Here is a 25958-nt window from a genome sequence, read left to right on the forward strand (position 1 = left end):
ATGTAATTGATTTTAAACTCTAAATTCTAAATTCTTAGTTATGAATAGTCTAGTATATTAAAATATCACTCCTCTATTATAGCGTAGGCTAGGTGGAGTATTTTATAATTATCAAAATTCAAAATTACTTTAGCTCTGAACTTTGCTCTTTTCCCTCTATGTATTATCTGAACAAAAAACTTCAAAAATCAATATTATGTTGCTAGAATTAATTTAATCTAATCTAATCTATAAACATAACTTAGGAGACAAATGTGAAAGGAAAAGTCTTGCTTGTATTTGGTACGCGTCCGGAGGCAATCAAAATGCTCCCTCTTGTTAAAGAGTTTGAGAAGCATACATCAGTAGTAGAGATGAAAGTATGTGTAACAGGCCAGCATCGTCAGATGCTGGATCAGATTCTCAATCTTTTTGAGGTTGTACCGGATTATGATTTGAATGTTATGAAGCCTGGTCAAGATTTATATGATGTTACGACTAAGATATTGCTTGGCATGCGCGATGTTTTGATTGACTATAAGCCAGATATTGTCTTGGTGCATGGTGACACAACCACCACACTTGCAACATCTCTAGCATGTTTTTATCAGCAAATAAAGGTGGGGCATGTAGAAGCTGGACTTAGAACAGGCAATCTTTATTCTCCATGGCCAGAGGAAGCAAATAGACTTCTTACAACGCAGATTTCAAAATTCCACTTTGCTCCTACTGAGAAAAACAAGGAAAACTTGATTAAAGAGCATATTATGGATAACAAAATATTAGTTACTGGCAACACGGTAATTGATGCTTTGTTTATGGTGTTAGATCAGATTAAATCTAAGCCAGGGCTTGAGCAACAGGTTGCTGATTTTATTGTATCTGAAGGTTACAAATTGTCAGATAGAAGGATAGTGCTGGTAACTGGACATCGTCGTGAAAATCATGGTGAGGGTATGCTAAATATTTGTAAGGCTCTAAAGACTCTTGCACAGTCATATCCAGATGTTGATTTTGTATATCCCGTACATTTAAACCCAAATGTACAAAAGCCAGTACAAGACCTTTTATCTGATATTGATAATGTGTTTTTGATTAAACCTTTAGATTATTTACCATTTGTATATCTGCTTAGTAAGTGCTATTTGGTGCTTACAGATAGCGGTGGTATTCAAGAAGAGGCGCCATCACTTGGTAAGCCAGTGTTAGTTATGAGAGATACTACAGAGCGACCAGAGGCAGTAGATGCAGGTACTATTATGTTAGTGGGTGCTGAGACTGCTAGTATAGTGGCTAATGTATCTCGCCTACTTGATCATGAGACTCATTATAACAAAATGGCTTATGCTCATAATCCATATGGTGATGGTAATGCATCGTTAAAAATAGTGCATTTTATAGAAAGTTGGATCACCAAGATAAAAGGATAGAAGACGATGAAATTTAATTCAGTTTGTATGGTTGGTTTAGGTTATATTGGTTTACCTACTGCTGCAGTATTTGCTCGAGGTGGTATGCATATCAAAGGTGTGGATGTTAATCAACATGCTGTAGATACTATTAATGATGGTCGTATTCATATCGAAGAGCCAGGTTTAGCAGAGCTAATCAAGGATGTGGTTGGCAAAGGTTTGCTAAAGGCATATACAGAGCCACAAGAAGCAGATGCGTTTATCATAGCTGTACCTACACCCTTTAAAGGTGATGATTATGAGCCAAATCTTGACTACATAGAGTCAGCAGCCAAATCATTAGCCAAAGTTTTGAAAAAGGGTGATCTAGTGATACTAGAGTCAACATCTCCAGTTGGTGCTACTGAAAAAATGTCTGCATGGATTGCGGAGCAAAGACCAGATCTTACATTTCCACAAACTCATGGTGAAGATTCTGATATTAGAGTTGCACATTGTCCAGAGCGTATATTGCCAGGCCAAATGATTAGAGAGCTTGTAGAGAATGACCGTATAATCGGTGGTATGACACCAAAGTGTAGTGAGTATGCTGCTACTCTTTATAAGATGGTCGTGCAAGGCGAGTGTAGTATTACAACAGCTCGTACAGCAGAAATGTGTAAACTTACAGAGAACTCTTTTAGAGATATTAATATTGCTTTTGCTAACGAGCTAAGTATGCTGTGTGATAAGATGGGAATCAATGTTTGGGAGCTAATCACAATGGCAAACAAACATCCAAGAGTAAATGTATTACAACCAGGTTGTGGAGTAGGTGGGCATTGTATTGCAGTAGATCCATGGTTTATTGTAAATGCATTTCCTGAGGATGCTAAGATCATTGGCACGGCAAGACGCGTAAATGATAGTAAACCACATTATGTGATCTCTAAGGTAAAAGAAGCTATCAAGGGTATCAAGACTCCTAAGATAGCTTGTCTTGGTCTAGCATTTAAACCAGATATTGATGATCTAAGGGAGTCTCCTGCGCTAGATATCACTAAAATGCTATCAGATATCGATGGTGTAGAGATATTAGCAGTTGAGCCAAATATCAAAGAGCTACCAGCAGTATTAGCAAATCGCAAAAATGTACAGCTAGTGTCATTTGATGAAGCCAAAGAGCAAGCTAATGTATTGGTATCGTTAGTTAAGCATAGAGAGTTTTTAGGTTTTAAATCTGATAAACTGATTGATTTTGTTAACTTGTAGTTTTTGATTAGATACCTACTAAATATAGTTTAGATAGAATCTAAGCCTCGTTTTATTTTGGTTATTAATAGTCATTTCTACAATCTTAATAATCTTTTTAACATTAAATCAACAGTCTTGACTATCGCTTTTCAATTTTGCAATAGCTCTATTGTAGGTATGATAATCTTGGTTTAATTCCGTCCTTTATGTTTTTGTAGTGGAGATGTTTTTTTAACTTATAACACAAACTTATTTTGATATAATTAGTAAATAGATTTATTGAAGTTGGTATTATTCGTAGATATGAATTTGGTTGATAAGAAATTTACATTTGATGTAGAGTCAAGTAAAAGCTATATTTTAGTTGGCGCCTTGTTCATGGATGATAGTTATAAAGATGCTAATCTGATTGTATCAATCGACTTCTCAGCTACAGAGCTTTCAGATGAGTTGGCGGCTATGAATATGTTAGAGTTTTCAGAGGATTATGGTTACTATAGATCTTTGGCGGTAGGAAAAGGAGTGACACTCTTTAATGTATCTTTCGAAGTTCCTAAAGATGTTGATAATATCGAAGTTAAGTTTATAGAACTAGAAAAGCTTGGAAAGTTAGATTTATTATCTTTGTCAATCTGTGACAATACTATCGCTAATAACTATATACAAAAGCATTATTTGTCATCAAAATCAAATCAAGAAAATTTTAAAAAGCGACAGATATATAAAGATAGTTGGTTAAAGCAGTTGCAAAATAATACCTTGCTGAAAGATGGTTTTATTTATAGGTATGCACAAATATCTATAGATGCTTTTACATCTATCAAGGGTTTTGTATTATGGCCATTTAATATTTTTACTCTTATAAATACATTTGTAAAATTCAAGCAATCGAAATTGGCTTATGATAAATGGTACCAACTAAAGCAAAAACCATTATCTAAAACTATCAAAACTAAGCATAGAAAGTTATTTATCAGAGGTGAGTATTTCTCACTTGATGGTGAAAAAAGTAGTGCTATGTTAATTAAATATGATTTTCATAAAGCTCTTGATATTGAGTTAGCCAAAAAATTAGGCTTTTCATCTTCAGAAAAGATGGGTTTCTTTAACTATGTTGATGTATCAAAAGATGGTCAAAATACTTTTTTAAAGCAAGTGCAGGTGCCAGAGGGTATATCTAAGTTTACGATAAGTTTTGTCAATTGGTATAGTAAGGGTAAGATTTTGTTTAAAATCGATGATATTAGCCCTCATCAGAGAAAAACACTCTCTCAAAATATAATTCAGCAGAGTGACAAGCCTAGTGATAAACAAAAACCTACAGTAGTATATTCTGATGAATTAACCCAACAAGATGAATTGTCAGTACTTGGTTGGCCAAAAATAGAGAACCCTAGGCAAAAGCCGGTAGTTCTTGGTGTCATGGATGAGTTTACAACAGGATGTTTTGAGGAAGATGTATGCTTGATTCAGCCAAGACCAGATAATTGGTTAGCTCTAGCAAAGATATATAAGCCAGATTTGGTATTTATTGAGTCAGCATGGCAAGGTAATCATGGTAGTTGGCAGTTTAGGGTTGCAAATTATACCAATAAACCTGGTGATGAGATTGCACAGCTATCGGAATATTGTAAGCAGAAAAATATCCCGATGATTTTTTGGAACAAAGAAGATCCTGTACATCACCAGAAGTTTATGTGTACAGCAGAGCTTGTCAGCCATATCTTCACTACAGATGCAAATATGATACCTTCATATAAAGATAAGACAGGTAATAATCAAGTTTCGGTATTACCATTCTCTGCTCAGCCGTCATTGCATAAGCCAAAGCCTCTAGCTGGTAGAAAGCAAAAAAGCTGTTTTGCAGGTAGCTGGTATGGTAACAGACACGCAGAGCGTGGTGCTATGATGGTGTGGCTTCTAGAGGCTGCAAATGAGTATGGTCTTGAGATCTATGATAGAAACTATGATCGTGGTATCATGCCATTCCCTGATAAATATAAAGATGGTATCAGAGGAGCTCTACCATACAAAGAGTTATGCCAAGAGTATGGCAAATATCGTATATTCTTAAATGTGAACTCTGTAGTTGATTCGCCAACTATGTTTTCGAGAAGGGTATTTGAGCTTATGGCTTGTGGAACACCGATAGTTAGTACTTATGCCAAAGGGATTGAGGATTTTTTTGAGTCAGATGCGATATGGCTTGTCAAAGATAAGTACGAAGCTTTAGATGCTATCAAAACTCTGATGAATGATGATAAGGAATGGCGTCGTAGAAGCTTGCTTGGGATTCGAGAGGTGTTTAGTAAGCATACTTATGCTCATAGATGGAATCATATTTTTGAGTTTGTCAAATCTGATAAGCGTATAGATGTTGATCCACAGGTATCACTAATTGCTGTGGCTAATAATCACCAAGATGTGGCTAAGCTAGTACAGATGATGTCGGCACAAAAGTATCAAAATTTCCAATTATATATACAACCACAATTTTCTGATACAGTAACGATGTCCATGCCTGTTAACATACAGGTGTGTCAAGATTTCAGCGAGTGTGCAGATGATTTTGCTAACTATGTAGGTTGGATTGATAGTGAAGTTGATTATCAAGAGTTCTATCTAAGAGATTTGGTTAATGCAATTTTGTATGAACCAAATGCTAAAGGCTGGGCGAAGAGTGTAGGTGGGGATAAGTTTGCTTACGATAAGCAAACTATAAACAGTCTTGCAATATGGTCTAGAGATGTGTTAACAACAGAGTTTTTTGATAATCAAGTTGTTAGCTCTAAAGTTTGTGATATTAATTTGTATGTTATTGATTCTGATCAGATTGAGCTGAACTCAAAAGATAAGTCAGTACAAGTAAATTCAAAAGCTAGTGCACCTAGCGTAAAGACATCAAAACAGAGAGCAAACAAAAATAAAAGGGGTAAAAAATGAACCAAAAAATACTTGTTTGTGCTAACCCTGACTTAAACTATATTGATGGTTCATCAATTTGGCTTCAAACAATTATGCTTGTGGTATCTGCTACAGGCTATGCTGATATAGACTTCATAGCAAAAAGCACACCAGAGCGAGATGAGTTATATGCAAATATTAAAGCTGATAAAAATATCAATATTATAAATGGTGCTGATAAAACATTTTGGAATGGTAAGGGTTTAAAAAGACTTAATCATGATATGATGGCTGATTTAGCTGCTAAATTAGATGACTCTAATAATTATGATATTGTGATTGTCAGAGGATTTGATATAGCTAAAAAATTAGCTGATTATCCGATTACATTATCAAAATGTTGGTTATATCTAACAGATATACCCCAGTCAATAAATGATTACAGTCTAGAATTAAGACAAGATATATCAGAACTTGGACTAGGTTGCCGAAGAGTATTGTGCCAAACAGAGGGTTTCAAAGATATTTGGCTACAAATTGAGCCACGACTTGAGAGCGAAAAAGTATATATATATTCGCCAGTTATTCCTGATTTTGCACAATTTACACCGATAGCTGAGCGCAAGCAAATAGCAGTATATGCAGGTAAGTATACAGCTGATTGGAATACACTAGAGATGGCTAGAGCATGGATAGATATACATGACAAGTTGCCTAATGCTCAGCTGATAATGATTGGCGATAAAATTCATAATGATTCCAAGCCAAAAGATTTTGCTACTAAAATGAGATCTGCTCTAGAAAATACTGAGCGACTACAGTGGCTTGGTGCTCTATCTCGTGAAGGAGTGTATGAAAATTTATTACAAGCTAAAGTAGGTCTGTCTTGGCGTGATGAGAGTTTAAATGATATTGTTGAGTACTCTACTAAGCTATTAGAGTATGGTAGCGCAGGTTGCGCGGCTATAGTAAATAGAAATCCATTACATGAAGAGTTGCTTGGTGAAGATTATCCACTATTTGCTAACTCAGATATAGAATTTACAGATAAATTATATCTAGCATTAACCGATGAAAATGTTTGCCAACAAGCTGCTAATAGAGTTATAGATTTGGCAATTAGACACACATTTAGTGAAAGGGTTGAGATTGTGAGATCATGGTTACAAAATAATCACAAATTACCATCAACAAAAAAAATAGTATTAGTTGCAGGCCATGATCTAAAGTTTTTTAACTTGTTACAGCAGAAGTTAGAATCAGCTGGCAACTATGTCTTTATTACTGATAAGTGGCAGGGACATAATAAACATGATGAGGTTCAGAGCCAACGACTGCTTAGGCAAGCTGATGTGATATTTTGTGAATGGTGTCTAGGTAATCTTAAATGGTATTCAAACAATAAATTAGCCTATCAAAGGCTGGTTGCTAGATTTCATGGACAAGAAAGATTTTTACCTTATTTGACAGAGTCAAACTGGGATAATATAGATCATATTGCTTATGTGAGCGATGTTATTAGAAGAACAGATGAAAGTAAGTTTCCTATCGAAAAAACATCCATAATAGCTAACTATATTAATAGCGAAAAATTTAAGCTTAATAAAAAAACCGGTGAGTCAAGATACACTCTTGGTATAGTTGGTGTGGTACCAATGATGAAGAGGTTGGATCGCGCCTTAGATCTTCTCGAAGAGCTTTTGGAAGAAGATTCACGCTATTGTCTGCGAGTTAAAGGTAAAAATCCACTTGAGTATGGTTGGTTATTAAAAAGAGAAGAAGAGTTAGAGTATTATAAGAATATATTTGAAAGAATAAACTCTAGTGAAAAACTAAGATACAAAGTAATATTTGATCCAGCTGCTGATGATGTTAATGAGTGGCTTAGTCTAGTAGGTTTTACTTTATCGCCATCTGATTTTGAGTCGTTTCATATGGCAATAGGTGAAGGTATGCTAACTGGAGCTACTCCTGTTGTATGGAACTGGGATGGCGCCAATGAGATATGGCCTGATTATAGTATAGTTAAGAGCGTTGATGAAGCTAAAGAGCTAATTCAAAAGGTTAATCAAGAGGATATGCTAGATAGTGTATATGAGAAGAATAGAGGATGGATGCTTGATAATTATGTGAGTGAAGGCATAGTAGATAAATGGAGAGCATTGTTAAATGTTGAGTGATATAAAAAATCTTGGGGAACTATCTCAACATATTGTCAAGAAATACATAAAATTTGGAAATGGCAAAAATACGATAGATTTTAATAAACTAAAAAAAGCTTGTGATGGAGTAGTTGTTGCAAATCGTTTTCAAGATCAGCAGATACTCTTAGATACTTTTGATTGGCAAAATGGTCATGATGATAGGAACTGGTGGTGGCAATTACAAGCATTACCATTCTTGGTTTGGTATGTTAACTCACATAATTTAATGAATAATGATGAAAAAAAAACACTATTGTTTTTTACTAAAAAAGCGTTGCTTAGATGGGTTGAGTGCTCTAAAGTAGAGAGTATTAGTTCCCCACTTATTTGGCATGATCATGCTAGTGCATTTCGCTTACGAAATATTGTCAAGTGGATTAATTTTTTAATTATTAATGATTTGTATGCAGAGTTACTAACAGATGCTGAGCAGCTTAAGATTATAAATGTTATAGATAAACATTTGAATTTTCTAAAAGAAGAAAATAACTATTCTCAATATACAAATCATGGCTTTGATCAGATGATGATCGTTTATGAGGTATCATTGCTTTGGCAGAAGCAGAATATTTTGCAAGAGATCGGTGATATTGCGGAGTCTAGATTAGAGGATGAGCTTGATCATGCTTTTACAGATGAGGGGGTACATGTTGAAAATAGCCCCCATTATCAAAAATTTATGCTCTCAAGAGCTAAACAACTCATAGCATTCAAAGAGATCGGTGATCAAAAACTTTGTCAAAAAGCCACTTTGGTAATAGATAAAGCAACAGACTTTTTGAGAGTTATTACTATGCCAAATGGTTATCTACCAATGATAGGAGATACCGTCGAAGATGATAAAGGGTTGTTAGAGTCATTGGATAGTAGTATAAAATTTTATGACTATAGTCAGTCAGGTTACTATGTGGCTAAAGGTAGAGCAAAAAATGGGAAATCACTGCATTTAGTATTCAAATGTTCATATATCAGTAATTATCATCGTCATGATGATGATTTGGCTTTTCATCTATATTACGATGATCAAGTAGTTTTTGGTGATGGAGGGCTAGGTATATATCAAGAGCAAGATAGTCGGCGAAAGTTTCTAAGAAGTCCTGCGGCACATAACACTATATATCCTCGAGATATAGAAGCGATAAGAGAACCTGATAAACTATTGAGCAAATCTGTAGCTAGTGTTCTAGAACCAGGGTTGATTGTTGCTACTACTAGTATGTATGGGGGTACGCTACAGAGAGTATTAGATATTAGGAATCTAGAAGATCTAGAGATAGTTATCAAAGATAAGTGGCTTGAACTACCAACAGCACATGCTAGTATATCTATGATTAATTTTTTTATTCCAGCAGTTGTTAGAGCTAATAAAGAATCCGATAATCAGATGAAAATCGCTATTGCAAATAAAGTTGTTGATATCAAGGTGCAGGCAGATGGTGCAAATATGTACTTGGATGAAACAATAACTTCAAAAAGTTTTGCGCAATTTGATAAAGCAACAAAGCTTGGTTGGCAAGTGTTTTTACAACAAGGTGTTGAGGTGAGAACTATTATCAATATGCTAAATGATCAAGAAAATAGTAATAACAATTCATTAAAATATGACTCTAATATTAGTAACACAGATGAGTTGCTTAATTGCTTTGACCTAAAAGGTATAGCAACAATGCTTAAGCGAGAAGTTTATATTGAAAATAATAGTATAATCTTAAGAACTGAGAAACTGTCAGGGATCAATTATGCTTTCTACTTGTATTGTGGTGGTCAGGTTGAAAAGCAGTTTTATACTTCAGAAAATAAGAAAGTTTTTGAAGCTCAACTTTGTGAGACTAAAATGTATAAGGCGGTATTTTATTATAGTAATATCAATGATGAGCGTTGTTCTTATGAAATTGACTTTCAAATAATTGGTGGTAATAAAATAAATATTGTTAAATCTAAATAGTGATAGCAATATGACTAAACTTATCGCTGAGGAATTTTGAATGAAAGATTTAGCAAAACTAAAGAGAAGTATTTCAATTAATAATCATAAGATATCTTTTGTTACAGAGAGGTATTGTGATTATCAGTATGCTTTTTATCTACACCATGGTGCTGGTGTTGAGAAAGTTTTTTATTCCTGTAATAACTATTGTATTTTTGATATGAATATAGTAAACGGAGGATATAAAGCTGTATTTTACTATAGAAAAGAAGTAGGTGATAAACATTCGTATGAAATTGATTTTATAGTAACTGATGGTGAAATAAGGTTTTTGAGCAAAGATTCAAATAAAAAAACAAAAAATAAAAAAAAACTATACAAGCTATATTATAGGAGAGTAGATCCAATTTTTTTATTTGAGGATGATTGGTTATATGATGAGACTTTGCCAAATAATTTTGTCCATCATATAATGAGTCTAAGGTGGTTAAGACAAATAAGTGATATAAAAAAGTCATGCAAAATCTTAGAAAATTTTATAGACTTTCATTCTACATCTGTTGAGAAAAGTATATATTATCTAGGCTATACAGCCGACCACACAGCATCTATTAGATTAAAAGTGTTGGCAGAATTTTATGATCTGATATTATCAGATCCTTCTTTGAAGAATAAGGTTTTATCAGAGATATATAAGACAGCTAAATCTATGCTTAACGAAACATACAAAGAGAATAATAATCATGGTTTGATGGTGGATATGAGTATTATAGAATGTTTAAAGTATGATTTTTTCTTTGATTTTATGGTAAATGATATTCAGTATATAAAAGATAGGATAGTAAATCAGCTAAGGGGTATTTTTTTTGAAGATGGATATACTAAAGAGCACTCTATATCATATCAAGAATTTAATATGGGATTGTTGTATGATCTTAAGTTATTGCTTAGAGAGGCTAAGATATATTTTTCTGAATTTGATGATATTTATGAGAAATGTTATTTGAGTACAAAAAAATTACTTGGTTATGCATTGAAAAACAATGGAAATTATATACCGATAGGAGATTCTTTTGATATTCCAAACATTAAGATCCTTGAGAAAGTATATAAAACTAGTGATATAAAAAAAGCTCTATATCCATATGTAGATCAAGAGGGTATGTTTTGTTCAAGTAACTTTGGTATAGTCATATATAGAAAAAATAAATTACATATATCGTTAAATGCGGCCTGGAATTCATATGTGCATAAACAAAATGATGATCTTGGCCTAAATGTTAGCTATGATGGAGAAGACTTTATTACAGAAGGTGGATATTCTGATATTATTGATAGTAGTATTATTGATTATAAAAGTGAATATCTACATTCGACTGTAATACCTGATGGCATTAAATGGTTGCCTAGATTCTTAAATGACAATGGGTACTCATCTGTAATCAGTGATCAACAAGGTGAGAATGTAAATATTATGAAGGCAAAGCATAATAGAGTAAATTATATTGACATAGAGAGAAACATAGTAGTTAATGATAATGGTTTTACTCTAACTGATAAGGTTAAGTCAAATAAAGTATTAAAACACCGGTTTTTGATACCTGCTGAGCATATTGTAAGTTATGATGATGGAGGTGTTGTAATCAGGGGTATGAAAAGCTATTTGGAAATTAAAGATTTCGTTGGCTCGGGCACTTGGAGTATATCTAATAGTAGTGTTGGAATATATAATAATAAAAAAAGAAATTTGGTTGCTGTTGACTATGATGATTGTTCTGAATTATGTATGTTTGATTTTAGGTTTATAAAAGTTAGTTAGATATTCTGGGAAAATACAAGTTATGATAGATGTAAAAAGAGAAATGTATATAGATAATAATAAGTTACATGTCAAAACTACTGAAATAGAGGGTTTTAGGTATGGCTTTTATCTCATTATCGACGATCAGGTTATTGAAAGAAATAATTATTCAAAAGAATCGAATGCTAGTTTTGAGTTTGCACCTTTTTATGGTAGTTATAAAATACAATTTTTCTATAAAAATTCAGCTGGTGAAGAATTTAGTTTTATAGAGGATTTTAGTATAGTTGAAAAAGCTGGGCATAAGACAGTTGTTATGAATAAAGTTAATAACTTTTTTCTTGATGCTAATAATAAGCCAATAGCAAAGAGGTTATTTAAAAATATTTTAGTGCAAGAGAAAATATTAAAGAAAGAAGCTAAAAAGTTAGATGATAGTTATCCAGGTCAGAAATTTAATATTGTTATAATGACACTACCTACTAGTGATGTGTTGACTGATAGGTACTTATTTTTTGGTATCGATAATTTTTCAAAAGAATTATATACTGGCTCTTATCCTAGTAATAATTATATTTTTGTCAATAAGTTTGTAGAGATGTTAAGAGTTGAGTGTCCATATACTATAGATCAAGTTATTATTGATGATAATATCCAAGTAAAAGGACTATCTAAGTTAGCAAAGTCATGTAAAAGTTGTGATATTAAATATGATTTAGTTTCTATGGAGCAACTTATTAATAACTCTAAATCTTTATCAAAAATAAATGAACTTATTGAACTGTTATATAAAAATATTAATATTGAGTCAAGGCAAGACTTTGTTGATCAGATGATCTCATTGACAAATAATTATAATTTTTTTGAAAAAAATATAGAAGTTGGAGATATGACACCCTACCAAAAGTTAGAGAAGCATTTTGGAAAAGTTTAGCTCATAACTTGTGAATTAAATTTCATATTTATTTTTTAAAATAATTGCTTCATACTGTAAGTAATAGTTTTAATTGAATTTAGGATACCTATAATGATTAAAAAAAAGAAATTTTCATTAGAAGACTTTAAAAGTGAACTTAATAACTTTAAAACAAAAAAAGCTCCATTTTTCAAAATAGAACAGTATATTTTGAGCTGTATTAATAAACATCCTGCGGAAGAAATTAATATAGAAGGAGCAGTATTTTCAGAGCTTAAAGATGCATATACAAAGGAAGTATTATTTTATGGAGAAGAGTTTGTAAAAGCTAATCCTAAGAATGATAGATATAAGAATGTATTAGCAGATAGATATAAAAAGCTAGGTGATATCAAAAGATATAATGAGCTGTTAGGAATTAAAGAACTATCACTAGAAGAATTTAAGGCTAAATTAGCTGACTTTAAGAGTAAAAAGGTAGCATTTACTGAAATACAAAAATATATTGCGGAGCAGCTTAAGCAATACCCTAGCAATGAGATTGAGATTAAAGGAGTAGTATTTTCAGAGCTTAAAGATGCATATACAAAGGAAGTATTATCTTATGGAGAAGAGTTTGTAAAAGCGAATCCTAAGAATGATAGATATAAGAATGTATTAGCAGATAGATATAAAAAGCTAGGTAATATCAAAAGATATAACGAGCTGTTAGGAATTAAAGAACTGTCATTAGAAGAGTTTAAAGCTAGATTGTCTGATTTTAGAAGTAAAAAGGTATCTTTTGCAGAGGTAGAAAGATATGTTGCGGAGCAGCTTAAGCAATACCCTAGCAATGAGATTGAGATTAAAGGAGCTGTTTTCTCGGAACTTAAAGACGCATATACAAAAGATGTGTTATCTTATGGCGAGGAGTTTGTAAAAGCGAATCCCAAAAATGATAGATATAAAGCTGTATTGGCTGATAGATATAAAAAAGTATGTAACTTAAAAAGATCAGATGAGTTATTAGCTGGTAAAGAAAATAAAGAAATTAATTTATTGAGGTCTCAAATTGATCAAATAAAAAGTGATTTAAGTAATCTTAATGAGATTAAACAACAGGTTATTGAAAGTACAAAAGAAATCGTTGAAGCCCATAGTTCAAAGATTGAAAGTAAGATTGAAAAAATTAATAATAATTATGAGGCTGCTTCATTTATACAATTGAGTCAAAATACTGTGTGGGAAACATTCCATATAGAAGGTGAGGGCGAATATGATTTATCGTGCATTGTTGAAAATACTTGTGATGAAAATGATAAAGCGTCTATTGTGATCCTAGACTTTGGACCAAACAAGCTTAAAGAAACATATATTGCACAAAATAAACTTTCTATTTCTAAAAAATATGGATATTTTAGGTATCTTCCATCCTCTAAAGGTCAAAATTTATACCAATCTAAAATAATAGTTCCGAAAGGCCTTAATTCCATTAAAATTGGTTTTAAATTGCATGATAATAGCTCTAAAATTTTTGTTTCCAAACCCATAGTTACTAAGAGTGTAATCAATAAGGAATTGATTCAGCATAGCTCTAATCTGAATTTTAGACGTTTAGATTCAAAACCTAAGTATGAATATTATGATGTAAAAGAAAATAAGTCGTATCACATTAGCGTGATTGCTGAAAATAAAGTTAAGGAGAATAATAAATCATCGATTATTATTGTTGATTTTGGTGGCGTTAAATTAGATGAAGAGTTATTGAAAATAAATAACTTAGGTGTTTCTAAAAAATATGGATATTTCCAATATCTACCAAGCGATAAGGGTGTGAATTTATATAGTACACATGTTTCAATACCTAAGGGATGTAATAAAATAGGCTTATCTGTTGTATTATTTGACAATTTATCAGATATACTTGCAAGTAAAGTTTGGATTACTGAATCAGAGAATCCAAATTTGATTAAACATAAGTATGATCAATCTATTAAAGCTCAAATGAATATCGCTAACGACCAAGCTAACTCACAGTTTGGTATGTTAGGGCTTGATGTTTTAAAAAATCTAGCTATGAGCATACCAAATAGTAATGGATCTTACTATTATGATAAAATTGGATTTAATATAGCAATCATTTCTGATATCTATATGTATAATTTTTATAAAGATGCATTCAAAAATGTTTATTACCTATCCCCAGACAATTATGAAGATGTATTAGAAAGTAACCAAATAGACGCAGTGATATATGTAACTGGCTGGAAAGGTATAAATAATGAAGAATGGCGTGGTGTTAAATTCCGTAAAAAACCTATGGAAGCGCTTGACGATATTCTTAGAATAGGTCGAGAAAAAAATTGTAAATTGATATTTCAAACAATAGAAGACCCTAGTAATTTTGAATATTTTTTACCTGTTGCTAAAAAGTTTGATTATATATTTACTTCAGATACAGATATGATTGAAAACTACAAGTCTGAGTTAGGTCATAGTAATGTTTTTTATGGGGAATATGGTTTCAATCCTGAGCTTAACAATCCTATAGGTTCGCAAAGATCTCTTATTGATGGATGTTTTTTTGCTGGCTCTTACACTAAAAGATATGAGGAAAGGTGCCGAGATATTGAGATATTGTTTGATTCTATTTTAAATACAACAAAATCATTAGTTGTTGCTGATAGAAATATAAATATAGACAGTGAAGATTTAAAATATCCATCAAAATATAGACCGTATTTGATAGAGCCTATTGACCATGAAGTTCTTCAGAAAGTTCATAAAGTATTTAGGTTTAATTTGAACCTCAATTCTATCAAACATAGTCCTACTATGTGTGCTATGAGAGTTTATGAACTGCAGGCACAATGTACTAACATGATTTCTAATTATTCAAAATCACTTTTGAATAAATTCCCTAATATAAGGGTAATCCCTGAAAGAGAAAACTTTTCATTTGATTATTCTCAAAATGACCTATTTGAATATGAGAAAAAAACTGACTCACTAAGAATGGTTATGAATAACAAAACAAGTTACGATATATGTGGTAAGATGTTCAATCTTGTTGGCTTTGACTATAAGATTACAAAACCAAAAATATGTGTACTAGCTAAAAAAGAGCACATTGCATCGGTGCAATATATGGTTGATATTCAGCTGTATAATAATGTTGAGTTAATACCGGCTACTAAATACAAAACAAAAAGAGATTGGACTAAGTATTTTGATGATAATAATATAAAATTATTTACATATTTTAATGCTGATAACTATTATGAAGAAAATTATTTAAATGACTTAGTTAATGGCTTTAAATATACAGATTCGAGTTTTATCACTAAAAATTCATACTTTACAGAAACAAAATATGTTAAAAATAAAGAACATGAATACACAAATTATATTGAGAGTATAGATAAAACATTATTTAGAACTGATAAGTTTAAACCTACAGACTTTAAGAACTACAACTATTCACATAAAGTGGAAAACCTAGGTAATGGTTATTCTATCGATCCGTTCGAACTAAACTATACTAGACATATAGCTTATAAAAATGAATTGAATAAGACAAATGAATACAAGCTAACAGTTATCGTTCCAGTTTACAATAATGGAAAACATCTTAAGTATCTTTGTATTGCTAGTCTTATGAGAAATAAGATGTGGAATGATATGGAAGTATTATTAATAGATGATGGTTCAAGTGATATAGAAACCATTAATATTTGTAAAAAACTTGAAGTGCAATATCCTAATGTTTCTTGCTACTTTTATAATGATGGCGGTAGTGGCAGTGCATCACGACCTAGAAACAAGGGTATGGATATAGCAAAGGCTCCGTTGATAACTTTTCTTGATCCTGATAATGAAATATGTCCAGGTGGTTACGATACTTTAGTTACATTATATAATGAAAACTCTGAACTTGATTTTGTAAGTGGATACAATGTGAAAGTAAGTAGAGAATTAAAATCTATAGCTAAACATACACCAAAGACTATATCTGTGGTTAAGAATTTTAAGCAAGGCTATTTCGAGAAAGGCAAATTTCCAACAGTTGCAACACAAGCATGTGTTATGTCAAAAGAATTTTTAAATGCTAAAAACCTTAGATTTATAAATAATTCAGCTGGTCAAGATACTTTGTTTGGTTGGGAATTATTACTTGAATCTAATATGGGTGGTTTTACTGGTGATGCTTTTATTATCTACTATGCTGATCGTGAAGATTCTATAACGAATAATGTGGATACTGGTTATTTTAAGAAAAAACTGATTCTAGAAGAGTCTCAAGTTGAAGTTCTTAAAAAATATAATCTTTTAGAGGTGTTTAAAGAAAAGCATTTCGATAATTTTATGAATAATTGGTATATACCAAAGCTTAAAATGCTTGAAAATAAAAATATTAAAAAATCTATAGAATATCTTACAAAAATATGTGAGCTTTATAATATGGATATAAACGAATATGAATTAAATTTTTAATAGATAAGTATTGGAGGAAAAAATAAAATGAAAAAGAAAAAAATCGGATTAGTAGGATATTTTGGATTTGGGAACTTTGGCGATGAGTTGTTTATGGATGTTCATAAGCAGTTTTTAGCAGATGATTATGAGCTTGAAGTTGTTCATGATTTAACAGAGGCACCTTACTTCTCACAAAAAGCACTTAAAAATCTTGATTCCTTTGATGGATTTGTTATTGGTGGTGGAGATCTATTAAACCCTAATGCAGTATCTACTTTGTATTGGAGAGAAGAATTTCTTAAGAAACCTGTGTTTGTTCACGGTATTGGTTGTCCAAATCATAAAGTAAAAAGCTCGAGAGCTTTAAGTTACTTTAACAAGTTCTTCTCTCACGAAAACGTCAAGTATATTTGCTTAAGAGACATAGAAAGTAAAAGATACTTTGATAGTGTTATTAAAGCTAATGTTGAGACAGTTACACACCCAGATGCTGTATTTGCTTTGAAAATACCAGCAGTTAAAAAGAATCCTAAGCAAAAGATTATGGGTGTAGTATTAAGAGGTCTTGCTCAAGGTAATCTAGCTGGAGGCGACTATCCTCAAGTAAGAAAAGCTGCAGATGAAGCTAGAAGATTAGGTTATAAGATCAGAGTTATTGTAGGCGCATTTGGGCCATTAGGAGAAGGTGACTTACAGAAAGCAAAAGACTTTGCTCTTTCTGATGAAGAGGTCGTATATTCTGAAGATTTGATGGAGATTTGTAAGAGTATAGGTGAGTGTAGTATGTTATTAAGTATGAAGTTCCATGCTCTAGTTGTTGGAGCTATGTACTCAATTCCTGTGATACAGCTTTCATCTACTTTAAAAAACAGAAACTTGTTTAGATACATGCAAAGACCAGACTTAGTCGGAAATCATGGTGATGAAGAACTTTATAGAAAAATACCACCAGTTCCAGCACCTCTTCACTCTTTACTAGTTAAGAATTTAAAAAGAAATGCTGAGATTGGTTATATAGAGCTTAAAAAAGCAATGTCTTCAGCACTATAATTATAAACATCCACTATTAATTTTTTTTATTAAATCAAAAAATAAGCCAATATGTCTATATCAAAAAAATTATTAAAACTAAAAAGATTTGTAACAGTTAAAAATGGCAAGCTCTTTGCTATGACTGACTTACCAAAAGACTTTCAATGTGCATTTTATTTGAGTAAAACAAATATAGTAGAAAAGCATAGTTATTCATTATCAAACTTTACTTGTTTTGAACATCGCTTAAGTCCTGGCTCATATTTTGTAACATTTTTTTACAAAAATAATAATGGTGTTGTAGAAACAATTAGGTACGATCTACAAATAAAGGAGTCAGATTTAATAGATACTGAAAACTTTCCCAATAAAAATCTAGTTGGCTCTAGTTTGAATATAGGAATTAAAGATATATCATCTGAGTTTGGTTATATTTTTTATTGTATTGATAGCTCAAATAATATTTATGTTGATATTTTTAAATACAAAAATCAATTATCTTCTATTATCTTCTTAGAAAATGTACTCGAGTCTGTAACCTCTGTGGAAACAGTTACTACAGGTTATAATTCTATATTTGAATTTTATAAGAATTATGGGTTTAATCACAAGCTTGTTAGAAAAAATGTAGCATCTAAAAAGTTAGATAACGTTTTAGACTCTATTATAAAAGATTTTAAGAAAAATCATGATGTCAGTTCATTATTAGAATCGATTAAAATAATTAATAATAAGGAATAGTTAATATGATCGATAATAAATGTAAGGTTATTATTTCTAATAAAGCTATAACGGCATTTTTTTTTGATGTTGATTTTGATTCGTACGCATTTTATCTAAAGAAAAAAATAGTTATTGAAAAAACAGATTATCAAAAATGTAACACATATATATTTAGCCATGAATTAAGTCCTGGAAACTACACTGTATCATTCTTTGCAAAAAAGGGTAAAAAAGTTTCTAAAACAAGTATAGAGTTTGATATCTCACAATCTCAGATAGATAATTCTTTTACTGATAAAAATGTGTTATTTACATCTCAGACTCCAGTGCAAAACATAGAGAAGACTCCTACAAATCCTGTAGAGAGCAACAAGCTACTACTAAAAATGATGGCTGAAAAGGACAATGATCTGATTAGGTTTACATCCGAGCTTGGTTTACTAGAAACAAAGTTACAAGCTAAGACAAAAGATCTAGAGCTGCGTGATAAAGAGTTAGTAAAACTAAAATCAGCATTGAAAGAGTCTGAGAAGTCATTACTTGCAAAATCAAATCAAGTTGTAGAGCTAATAGATAGAAACGAGCTAGTTGATGCCCACCTAAAAAATGTCCAAACAAGCCTTGAGAAAAAAGAGCAAATACTCTCAAAAATCAAAGCTGAGTTTGATATTTTGAAAGGGCAGTTGAAATCCACTCTATAGATAAACTATGAACAAATATATAAATATTAACAAAGATGGTAAGTACGAGATCAACAGTGGTTTACCAGAGTTTGGATATGAGCTGATTTCTACGATTCCATATGCGTATCATCTATACGAAAAAGGATTATTAGCAAGTACAACATCGGGTTTAGACACCTCATGTTTTTATACATTTTCACCCAGTCATACAGAAATAAATGCTAAAAGGTCATGGGAAAATTGTGTTGAACTTAAAAAAGCAAAATTTTCTAATATGGAGATTCATAGAAATGAGCTTGAATGGACTAATTTTTCTCCTCCAGCAATTAAAGATTTTTACAAAGATAAAGCTATTCGATATAAGAAGCCTACAGTTATAATTTCAAATAGAAAAAATAATGAATGGTCTGGTGTACCAATTAATTATTTTTCAAATATTGTGATTGAAAAACTTTTTAAGTTGTTATCCGATAGATACCAAATAGTATACATAGACTCGGAATATTTTGGTGCTGATTATGAAGATCACATGCCTTTTCAAAGTAATAATATTAATGATAATATTTTCAAAAAATATAATGTTATTACATTAAAAGATTTAAAATCTAATTATAAAAATTTATCAGTAAACGAAATTCAATGCAGATTATATGCTGGCTGTGATAAGTTTATTAGCTCAAATGGTGGCCTAGGCATACTTGCATCATATTTTGGGGGTGAGAATATTATATTTTCAAAAATGTGCCATGAGCTTAATTCAGACATAAATTCATTTTATCACTGGTATCCTAAACTTTCTAAAGCAATTATCAAAGTAGTAAATTCTGAAGAGCATCTGCTAGAGCTAGTTAAACAAAAGTGGATTGATGATTTACCATTAATAAACATTATAATTACAACAAAAGACAATCCGAATGGCTTCCATAACTGCATAGTATCAATACTCGAACAAAGTTATCCTAACATAAATATAATAGTCGGAGTACATAATGCAGAATCAAGAAATTATGTAATAGGTCATGATTGCACTATAGTAGAAATGTATGGTGATGCTAAGGAAATATACACTCATGAATATTTATTATCATTAGCATCTACTGGGTATAGAATTTTATTAGATGATACTTATATTTTTGATGTAAATAGTATTGCTAATGTAGTAAAAAAAATATCAAATAAGACACAAACAGATATAGCTGATTTGGCTCAGAAGTGTTTTAAATATCAAGGAACTAATGACATTATAATTAAAGATCAACCTACTGTATATATAGTGATAAATTTTAAGAAACCATTGAGATCACTAGATGTGTTATGTAGAAGTTTATTGGAGTATGCAAATACTGTATATGCTACTTTTAATTATAAGATACTTATTGGAGTATATGCTTACAAATTTAAAGTACACAATACTAAAGAGTTAGTTATAAAATATGGTCATAAGATTAAATTTTATTGTGATTATAGAAATAATCAATATCAATTTATAAATGATCTTTTAAAAAAAATCAAAAGAAGAGACAGTCTTGTATTTTTTGTAAGTCAAAATGATATTTTAACAGCTGATGTATTAGAAGCATCATATGATAAAGCTTGTAATTTGATCAAACAAAATGGATTTAAAGGAGTATTGGATATAAACACTATATCTGTTGATAGTAAGTATATAAATGAAAATATAGAAGCTAAAGATATAGATTATAGTAAATCAGCAGAGCTAATAAAATCTAATCATTATGATAAGGTTTTACCACAGTTTGTATCAGCTATATTAAATTCAAAAGCGGATGAATATAGTATAGACATGCTAAAACTAATGAGTGAATATCTAAATCCTTCTAACTCTAAACTAGATCAAACAAATCGTACAAATTCATTTATGTGTACTTATCAAACATTAGAGGCTTTAGGATTGTTTCATGATTTTGAGTTTGGACAAGATATAGATTTTAAAAATCGAGCAAAACTTATGTTTGGTAAAGAGTATCAATTAGATAAACAGTATTCTATTATTCGTAGATTAGAAGAATCTAGCTATAATCATGCTAATGAGCAAAAGTATGAAAATATCATCAAGAAAAATGCTGACTTGATTAAAAAGGGTATTCTAGTCGCTGATGGTAATTCTGTGACTATTAATAAGCTTTTATGATGTTAGATATGATAATATAGTCATCCTGAACTTGATGATTCGGGATCTTATGGAAATCTAGGCATAATACTCGAGAAAAGTTTTAATATAAGCTAAGATTTTAATATTGTATAATTTAAGTGTTTGGTTGTATATATTGGATATAATAAATAAAAAGAGCAGTTAATATTAGAAATAATAAAATAATAGCTATAACCGAATCTGTTGAGGGTTGTAAATATGCGTTTTACTTGATTTATGAATCAGGTATCGAAAAGAAATTTTATACCGAAAACAATCAATATGAATTTGAACATATACCTAATACTGGGCAAGTATACTGCGGTTTTTTATTATCGAAATAGTTTAAATGAAACTTTTGTTTATAATTTCAATTTTGAAGTTATAAAATTTAAAAGTGATGAGCTTATTATTATAAATGCAGATAAATCAGTAGATGATCTTATTAATGATTATGATAAGGCTGTAGATGCTATGCTATCAAAACTATCTCAGATTGACAGGAGTACTATTTTAGATAGTGATAAAATAGTCCAATCTGAAAAACTATATTCAAAAATAGGAAGTTTTAATATAACTCAGGCAACATTACACAAAGGCTTGAATTATTCAATTGGTAGGTCATATCGTGAGTCACTAATTCATATAATTCAATTTAAAGAACAATTACATAAATTCGGTGTAACAATAGCTCCAGGTGATAATAAAAAAGAAAAAGATCATGAATTTGGAGTACAACTAGGTGTTAAAACATCTAAGCACTACGGAGATAACTATACTATAGATAATCTATTACTGTATAAAAATACTATAATAAAGCCGTATAAAGGATGTAGTGACTTTGGTGTTATTTGGTATAAAGGTGACAATTACCTATAATCGCTTAAATCATATAAGGTGTATGATAATTTGGAAGAAACCTATAAAAATGAAATTGTTCTTTTTAAAAATAAAATATCTGTAGATAGGTTTATAGTAGAAGAAGCTGTTATTAGTAATAAAGGCTTGCCTGCTAATGATATTAAATTATATATGTTTTATGGACAGTGTGGGTTTATCACTGAAAGAATGAGAGATTTAAATGGTGAAACAAAATATTGTCATTATGATAGTTATGGTAATAGTCTTGGAAATTTTTTAGATGGTGTGAAATATTTTGAAGGAACTGGAGTATCACAACAAATTTTTGAATATGCTAAAACTATCTCAATTAATACACCTATACCAGTTCTAAGAATAGATTTTTTAACATGTGATGATAAGGTTTACCTTGGTGAAATAACATCGCATCCTGGAAATGTTTTCAGAGGAAATTTAGATAAAATGGATGCCTATCTCGGACAACTATATTTAGAGGCAGAGGCCAAATTATTTATTGATTTGCTAAAAGGTAAAAAATTTGACACTTACTTTAATGTTTATGGTAAACCTGATTGGTATGACTAATGATAGAAATAATAGTAAATCTTCAATCACTGCTGATTCGGATCTACAATAATCTCATTGTGATGTAAGCTTTATGGTGAGATACTGAAATAAAATCAATTATTATTGACAATTAAAATTAATCATCTCCTAAGGTAAATGAAATTGTGCGGTATCTCCAGACATAGTTGGATTGTATGCTAGATATTTTGAGTTAAGTTCATTATTTTGCCAATTTTTATCTTGAGGCTCTTGGATGGCTACTATTCTATAGAAGTTGATTCTGAACTCTTTTGAGTTACCTATTAGCGTAAAAGGCATGCTTATGCTTCCCTGAGTAGCTTTTATTTTTTGTGGATACTTTATGATGTATCAACTGTTGTTGAGCATCGATAAAATTAGCTTTTAGTGAAGCCTCTTTTTTGTCAGAGTTGAGTATCTTCGCACAAAATATAGCGCCATTAGGATTAACTTCAAACTCAAAATACTCTCTTGGAGTATCTGATCCTGCTGCTACAAATACCTCAAAAACTTCTTGTCGCCACATTTCAGAATTATTATCTGTATAGCTGTTGTAGTCTGTATAGAGATTATTCAAACACTCAAATTGAATGTGCAAGTATTTATCACTTGCTTGTAAATTGACTATAGTTGGGTAGTCTTTCTCGACGCGACCATCTAAAGTATTATAGAAATGATTACAAATGTATGAGTTTGAGTTTGATTTCAGGGTTATATCGTTGTTCTTTGTCATAAGTATAATCCATCCGATATTTATCTATAATATGCTATAGCTAAAGAGCTCAAATGTAGCTGTCTATTGTAGCTCACATTTTGCGTATAGTTCTTCAAAATATTTATCAATATCATTTTGTTGAGAAATAATACTTTTGGCAAGAGTATATTGAGTCTTTGCGCGAACTAGATTATGTTCAGGGTATGCCACCTTAAAATACCTATCACCATTTAGATGATCTGTTATAAAGCGTAAGCATAATAGGTAAGCTAGTAGACTAGCACTTTTAGGTAGTGTTTGCTTCTCATCTTCTGTTAAATTGTGGTATATCGGAGTTATAAAACCTTCTGTAAAAGCTTTGAAATACTCAAAATTCATATAAACCTTGGTTAGATCTTTCTCATCTTCATCCACACTGTTTGTAACAGTTCTGATAGCATCTGAATAATCAAAGTGGATAAAACCAGGCATGACAGTATCTAGATCTATCACTGTTACAGCATTATCTTGATTGTCAAATAAGACATTATTGATCTTGGTATCATTATGTGTCGCTCGCATAGGAATGTTAGCTGTTTTTGCAATATTTTTAAGATTTATAATACTGTCATATAGTGACTAGTGACTTGATATCATCGACAAAATCAGTAATACCATCTAGTCTTGATTCATGGTTATACTCAATAGCAGTGCAAAAATCATGATATTTTGTATCAAGATCATGGAAATTAACTATAGTCATACTTAGATCATCAGCATCAATGTCATCTAGCATATACTGAAATTCACCAAATGATTTGCCACTTTCATAAGCAATCTTAGCAGATTCTACTTTATCATAGCTTTTGACATCTTTGATTAGGTTATTAAGTCTCCAGAAGTTACCGTTGTCATCTTTGAAATATGGTTTGTTATCTGTGGTTAAGATTACCTTTAAGCAACTTTGATAACATTTATTATCGTTTTTGTGCTTATTGACTATATGATCTGTGACTATTTGCATATTCTGCATCAATGCTGGAACATTTTTAAATACATAGTGATTAACTCGCTGTAGTACATAGTCATCGTTATTGTCTGTATATATGAAAAAAAGTATCATTAATATGTCCAGCCTCAATTTCTTCGATACTTATCATAGTTTTATGTGGCAGAAATGCTCTAAATATATTAACTAAATCAAAAATTTTCATAACTATAAAAACACAAAATCATATCCATTTATTCTTTTAAAAATAGCATAATCTAAATTCAGCTACAATCTTTAATAAATTTTATTGAAAATGTTATTGTGCTATAATCTTTGTTCATTAGAATTAATAATTATCTATAATTAGTGGTCAATTTAAAAATAGCAATTATAGCAGATCAAATAACTACAGCTACAATTGGTTACGAAGACAACTGCACTTGCTATAATATTACTCCGCTTAATTATAAGTTCGTCTTTAAAATCTTTAAACCAGATTTGTTTTTTGTCGAGTCAGCTTGGCAAGGTTATCGCAATAGTTGGAAGTTTAAGATAGCTTCATATCCAGAACATCCCAAGAGATCAAACGTTAAGCTTATCAAGGTAGTTGATTATGCCAAAAGATTAGGTATACCTACAGTGTTTTGGAACAAAGAAGATTGCGTACACTTTGATAGATTTATAGATAGTGCTAAGCATTTTGAGCATATATTTACAGTTGATGAGAATTGTATACCTAAGTATCAAGAAGTGGTTAGCTCCAAGACTACTGTAAATACAATGATGTTTGCTGTACAACCTAAGATACACTATTTCAAAGGTTTTGATTTTAAACACAAGCGAGCTAATTTTGCAGGTAGCTATTCGCATCACATACATTCTAAGCGTAGAAAAATTCAAGATATTATGTTTGAGTCTGTATGTTCTCAAGAGCTTGGCCTGACAGTTTTTGATCGTAATTCTGAGCGTAATTCTGAAAATTATCGCTACCCGGAGTTAGAGAATATGAATGTTGAAAAGGCTGTGAGTCACAGTCAGACAGCACAGATCTATCGTGATTATATGTTGTCGCTAAATGTAAACACTATCGAAGATTCTCCGACAATGTTTTCACGTAGACTTATTGAGATACTTGCTTGTGGAGGCGTTGCTATTACTAATAACACTTTAGCGGTTCAGAAGATGTTTTCTAAATATTGTCATGTAATTGAGACTAAGCAACAAATAGATGAGATAGTGGAGCGTGTAACTAGAGATGGTCTAAGTGATGATGATTTAGCGATGGCAAAAGCAGGATCAGAATATGTATTAGCAAATTTTACATGGACAAATAATCTAGACATGATTAAGCAAGTTGTGGGACTCAAATAAACTCTAATGCTCTATCGTTATCGCTACTATATCAA

General features: G+C 31.1%; 19 protein-coding genes. 15 read left to right on the plus strand and 4 right to left on the minus strand.

Annotated elements, in window-relative coordinates; translation table 11 throughout:
• Positions 1-254 precede the first annotated feature (254 nt).
• From wecB to FTPG_RS04235, 14 genes are all read left to right on the plus strand, one after another.
• A complete protein-coding gene (wecB, locus tag FTPG_RS04170; protein WP_035722321.1) occupies positions 255-1409 on the plus strand; it encodes a non-hydrolyzing UDP-N-acetylglucosamine 2-epimerase in 1155 nt (384 codons plus the stop codon).
• Between the two features lie 6 nt (positions 1410-1415).
• Positions 1416-2642, plus strand: coding sequence for a UDP-N-acetyl-D-mannosamine dehydrogenase (gene wecC, locus FTPG_RS04175; protein ID WP_004287176.1), 1227 nt, complete (start codon positions 1416-1418; stop codon positions 2640-2642).
• A gap of 285 nt (positions 2643-2927) precedes the next feature.
• Positions 2928-5567: a CgeB family protein gene (locus tag FTPG_RS04180; RefSeq protein ID WP_035722324.1), complete on the plus strand. Its 2640-nt coding sequence runs from the start codon at positions 2928-2930 to the stop codon at positions 5565-5567.
• A complete protein-coding gene (locus tag FTPG_RS04185; protein ID WP_004287178.1) occupies positions 5564-7708 on the plus strand; it encodes a glycosyltransferase family protein in 2145 nt (714 codons plus the stop codon). Before FTPG_RS04180 ends, FTPG_RS04185 begins: the two co-directional genes overlap by 4 nt.
• The gene (locus FTPG_RS04190; RefSeq protein ID WP_004287179.1) at positions 7698-9677 is read left to right on the plus strand and encodes a heparinase II/III domain-containing protein; all 1980 of its coding nucleotides are present in this window, start codon (positions 7698-7700) and stop codon (positions 9675-9677) included. Before FTPG_RS04185 ends, FTPG_RS04190 begins: the two co-directional genes overlap by 11 nt.
• A 40-nt stretch (positions 9678-9717) precedes the next feature.
• Positions 9718-11478: a ligand-gated ion channel gene (locus tag FTPG_RS04195; RefSeq protein ID WP_004287180.1), complete on the plus strand. Its 1761-nt coding sequence runs from the start codon at positions 9718-9720 to the stop codon at positions 11476-11478.
• Between the two features lie 22 nt (positions 11479-11500).
• Positions 11501-12394, plus strand: coding sequence for a hypothetical protein (locus tag FTPG_RS04200; protein ID WP_004287181.1), 894 nt, complete (start codon positions 11501-11503; stop codon positions 12392-12394).
• 93 nt (positions 12395-12487) lie between these two features.
• On the plus strand, positions 12488-16849 hold the full coding sequence (locus FTPG_RS04205; protein ID WP_004287182.1) for a glycosyltransferase: 4362 nt from the start codon (positions 12488-12490) through the stop codon (positions 16847-16849).
• 27 nt (positions 16850-16876) lie between these two features.
• Entirely contained in the window at positions 16877-17881 is a 1005-nt protein-coding gene (locus FTPG_RS04210) for a polysaccharide pyruvyl transferase family protein (protein WP_004287183.1), read from the plus strand.
• Between the two features lie 51 nt (positions 17882-17932).
• Positions 17933-18604: a hypothetical protein gene (locus tag FTPG_RS04215; protein WP_004287184.1), complete on the plus strand. Its 672-nt coding sequence runs from the start codon at positions 17933-17935 to the stop codon at positions 18602-18604.
• A 5-nt stretch (positions 18605-18609) separates the two neighbouring features.
• On the plus strand, positions 18610-19287 hold the full coding sequence (locus FTPG_RS04220; RefSeq protein ID WP_004287185.1) for a hypothetical protein: 678 nt from the start codon (positions 18610-18612) through the stop codon (positions 19285-19287).
• 7 nt (positions 19288-19294) lie between these two features.
• A complete protein-coding gene (locus FTPG_RS04225; protein ID WP_004287186.1) occupies positions 19295-21421 on the plus strand; it encodes a hypothetical protein in 2127 nt (708 codons plus the stop codon).
• 282 nt (positions 21422-21703) lie between these two features.
• Positions 21704-22300, plus strand: coding sequence for a hypothetical protein (locus FTPG_RS04230; RefSeq protein ID WP_035722327.1), 597 nt, complete (start codon positions 21704-21706; stop codon positions 22298-22300).
• 30 nt (positions 22301-22330) lie between these two features.
• Positions 22331-22867 carry an ATP-grasp fold amidoligase family protein gene (locus FTPG_RS04235; protein ID WP_162180871.1) on the plus strand — a complete coding sequence of 179 codons (537 nt, stop codon included), beginning with the start codon at positions 22331-22333 and terminating at the stop codon, positions 22865-22867.
• Positions 22868-22996: 129 nt separating this feature from the next.
• Here the strand turns inward: FTPG_RS04235 and FTPG_RS09860 are convergent, their stop codons facing one another.
• The 4 genes from FTPG_RS09860 to FTPG_RS09545 all read right to left on the minus strand — a co-directional run bounded on the left by FTPG_RS09860 (position 22997) and on the right by FTPG_RS09545 (position 24684).
• The gene (locus FTPG_RS09860; RefSeq protein WP_234367143.1) at positions 22997-23167 is read right to left on the minus strand and encodes a hypothetical protein; all 171 of its coding nucleotides are present in this window, start codon (positions 23165-23167) and stop codon (positions 22997-22999) included.
• Complete coding sequence (locus FTPG_RS04240) at positions 23145-23600, minus strand: carbohydrate-binding family 9-like protein (RefSeq protein WP_004287188.1); 456 nt, start codon at positions 23598-23600, stop codon at positions 23145-23147. The genes FTPG_RS09860 and FTPG_RS04240 overlap by 23 nt, the downstream gene beginning before the upstream one ends.
• A 63-nt stretch (positions 23601-23663) precedes the next feature.
• Positions 23664-24143 carry a phosphotransferase gene (locus FTPG_RS09540; protein WP_004287189.1) on the minus strand — a complete coding sequence of 160 codons (480 nt, stop codon included), beginning with the start codon at positions 24141-24143 and terminating at the stop codon, positions 23664-23666.
• 46 nt (positions 24144-24189) lie between these two features.
• Positions 24190-24684: a hypothetical protein gene (locus FTPG_RS09545; RefSeq protein WP_004287190.1), complete on the minus strand. Its 495-nt coding sequence runs from the start codon at positions 24682-24684 to the stop codon at positions 24190-24192.
• A gap of 234 nt (positions 24685-24918) precedes the next feature.
• Between FTPG_RS09545 and FTPG_RS04250 the strand changes: the two genes are divergently transcribed.
• The gene (locus tag FTPG_RS04250) at positions 24919-25923 is read left to right on the plus strand and encodes a CgeB family protein (protein ID WP_004287191.1); all 1005 of its coding nucleotides are present in this window, start codon (positions 24919-24921) and stop codon (positions 25921-25923) included.
• The last annotated feature ends 35 nt before the right edge of the window (positions 25924-25958 follow it).

The sequence above is a fragment of the Francisella philomiragia subsp. philomiragia ATCC 25015 genome (genome assembly GCF_000156715.1).
Lineage (GTDB): Bacteria > Pseudomonadota > Gammaproteobacteria > Francisellales > Francisellaceae > Francisella > Francisella philomiragia.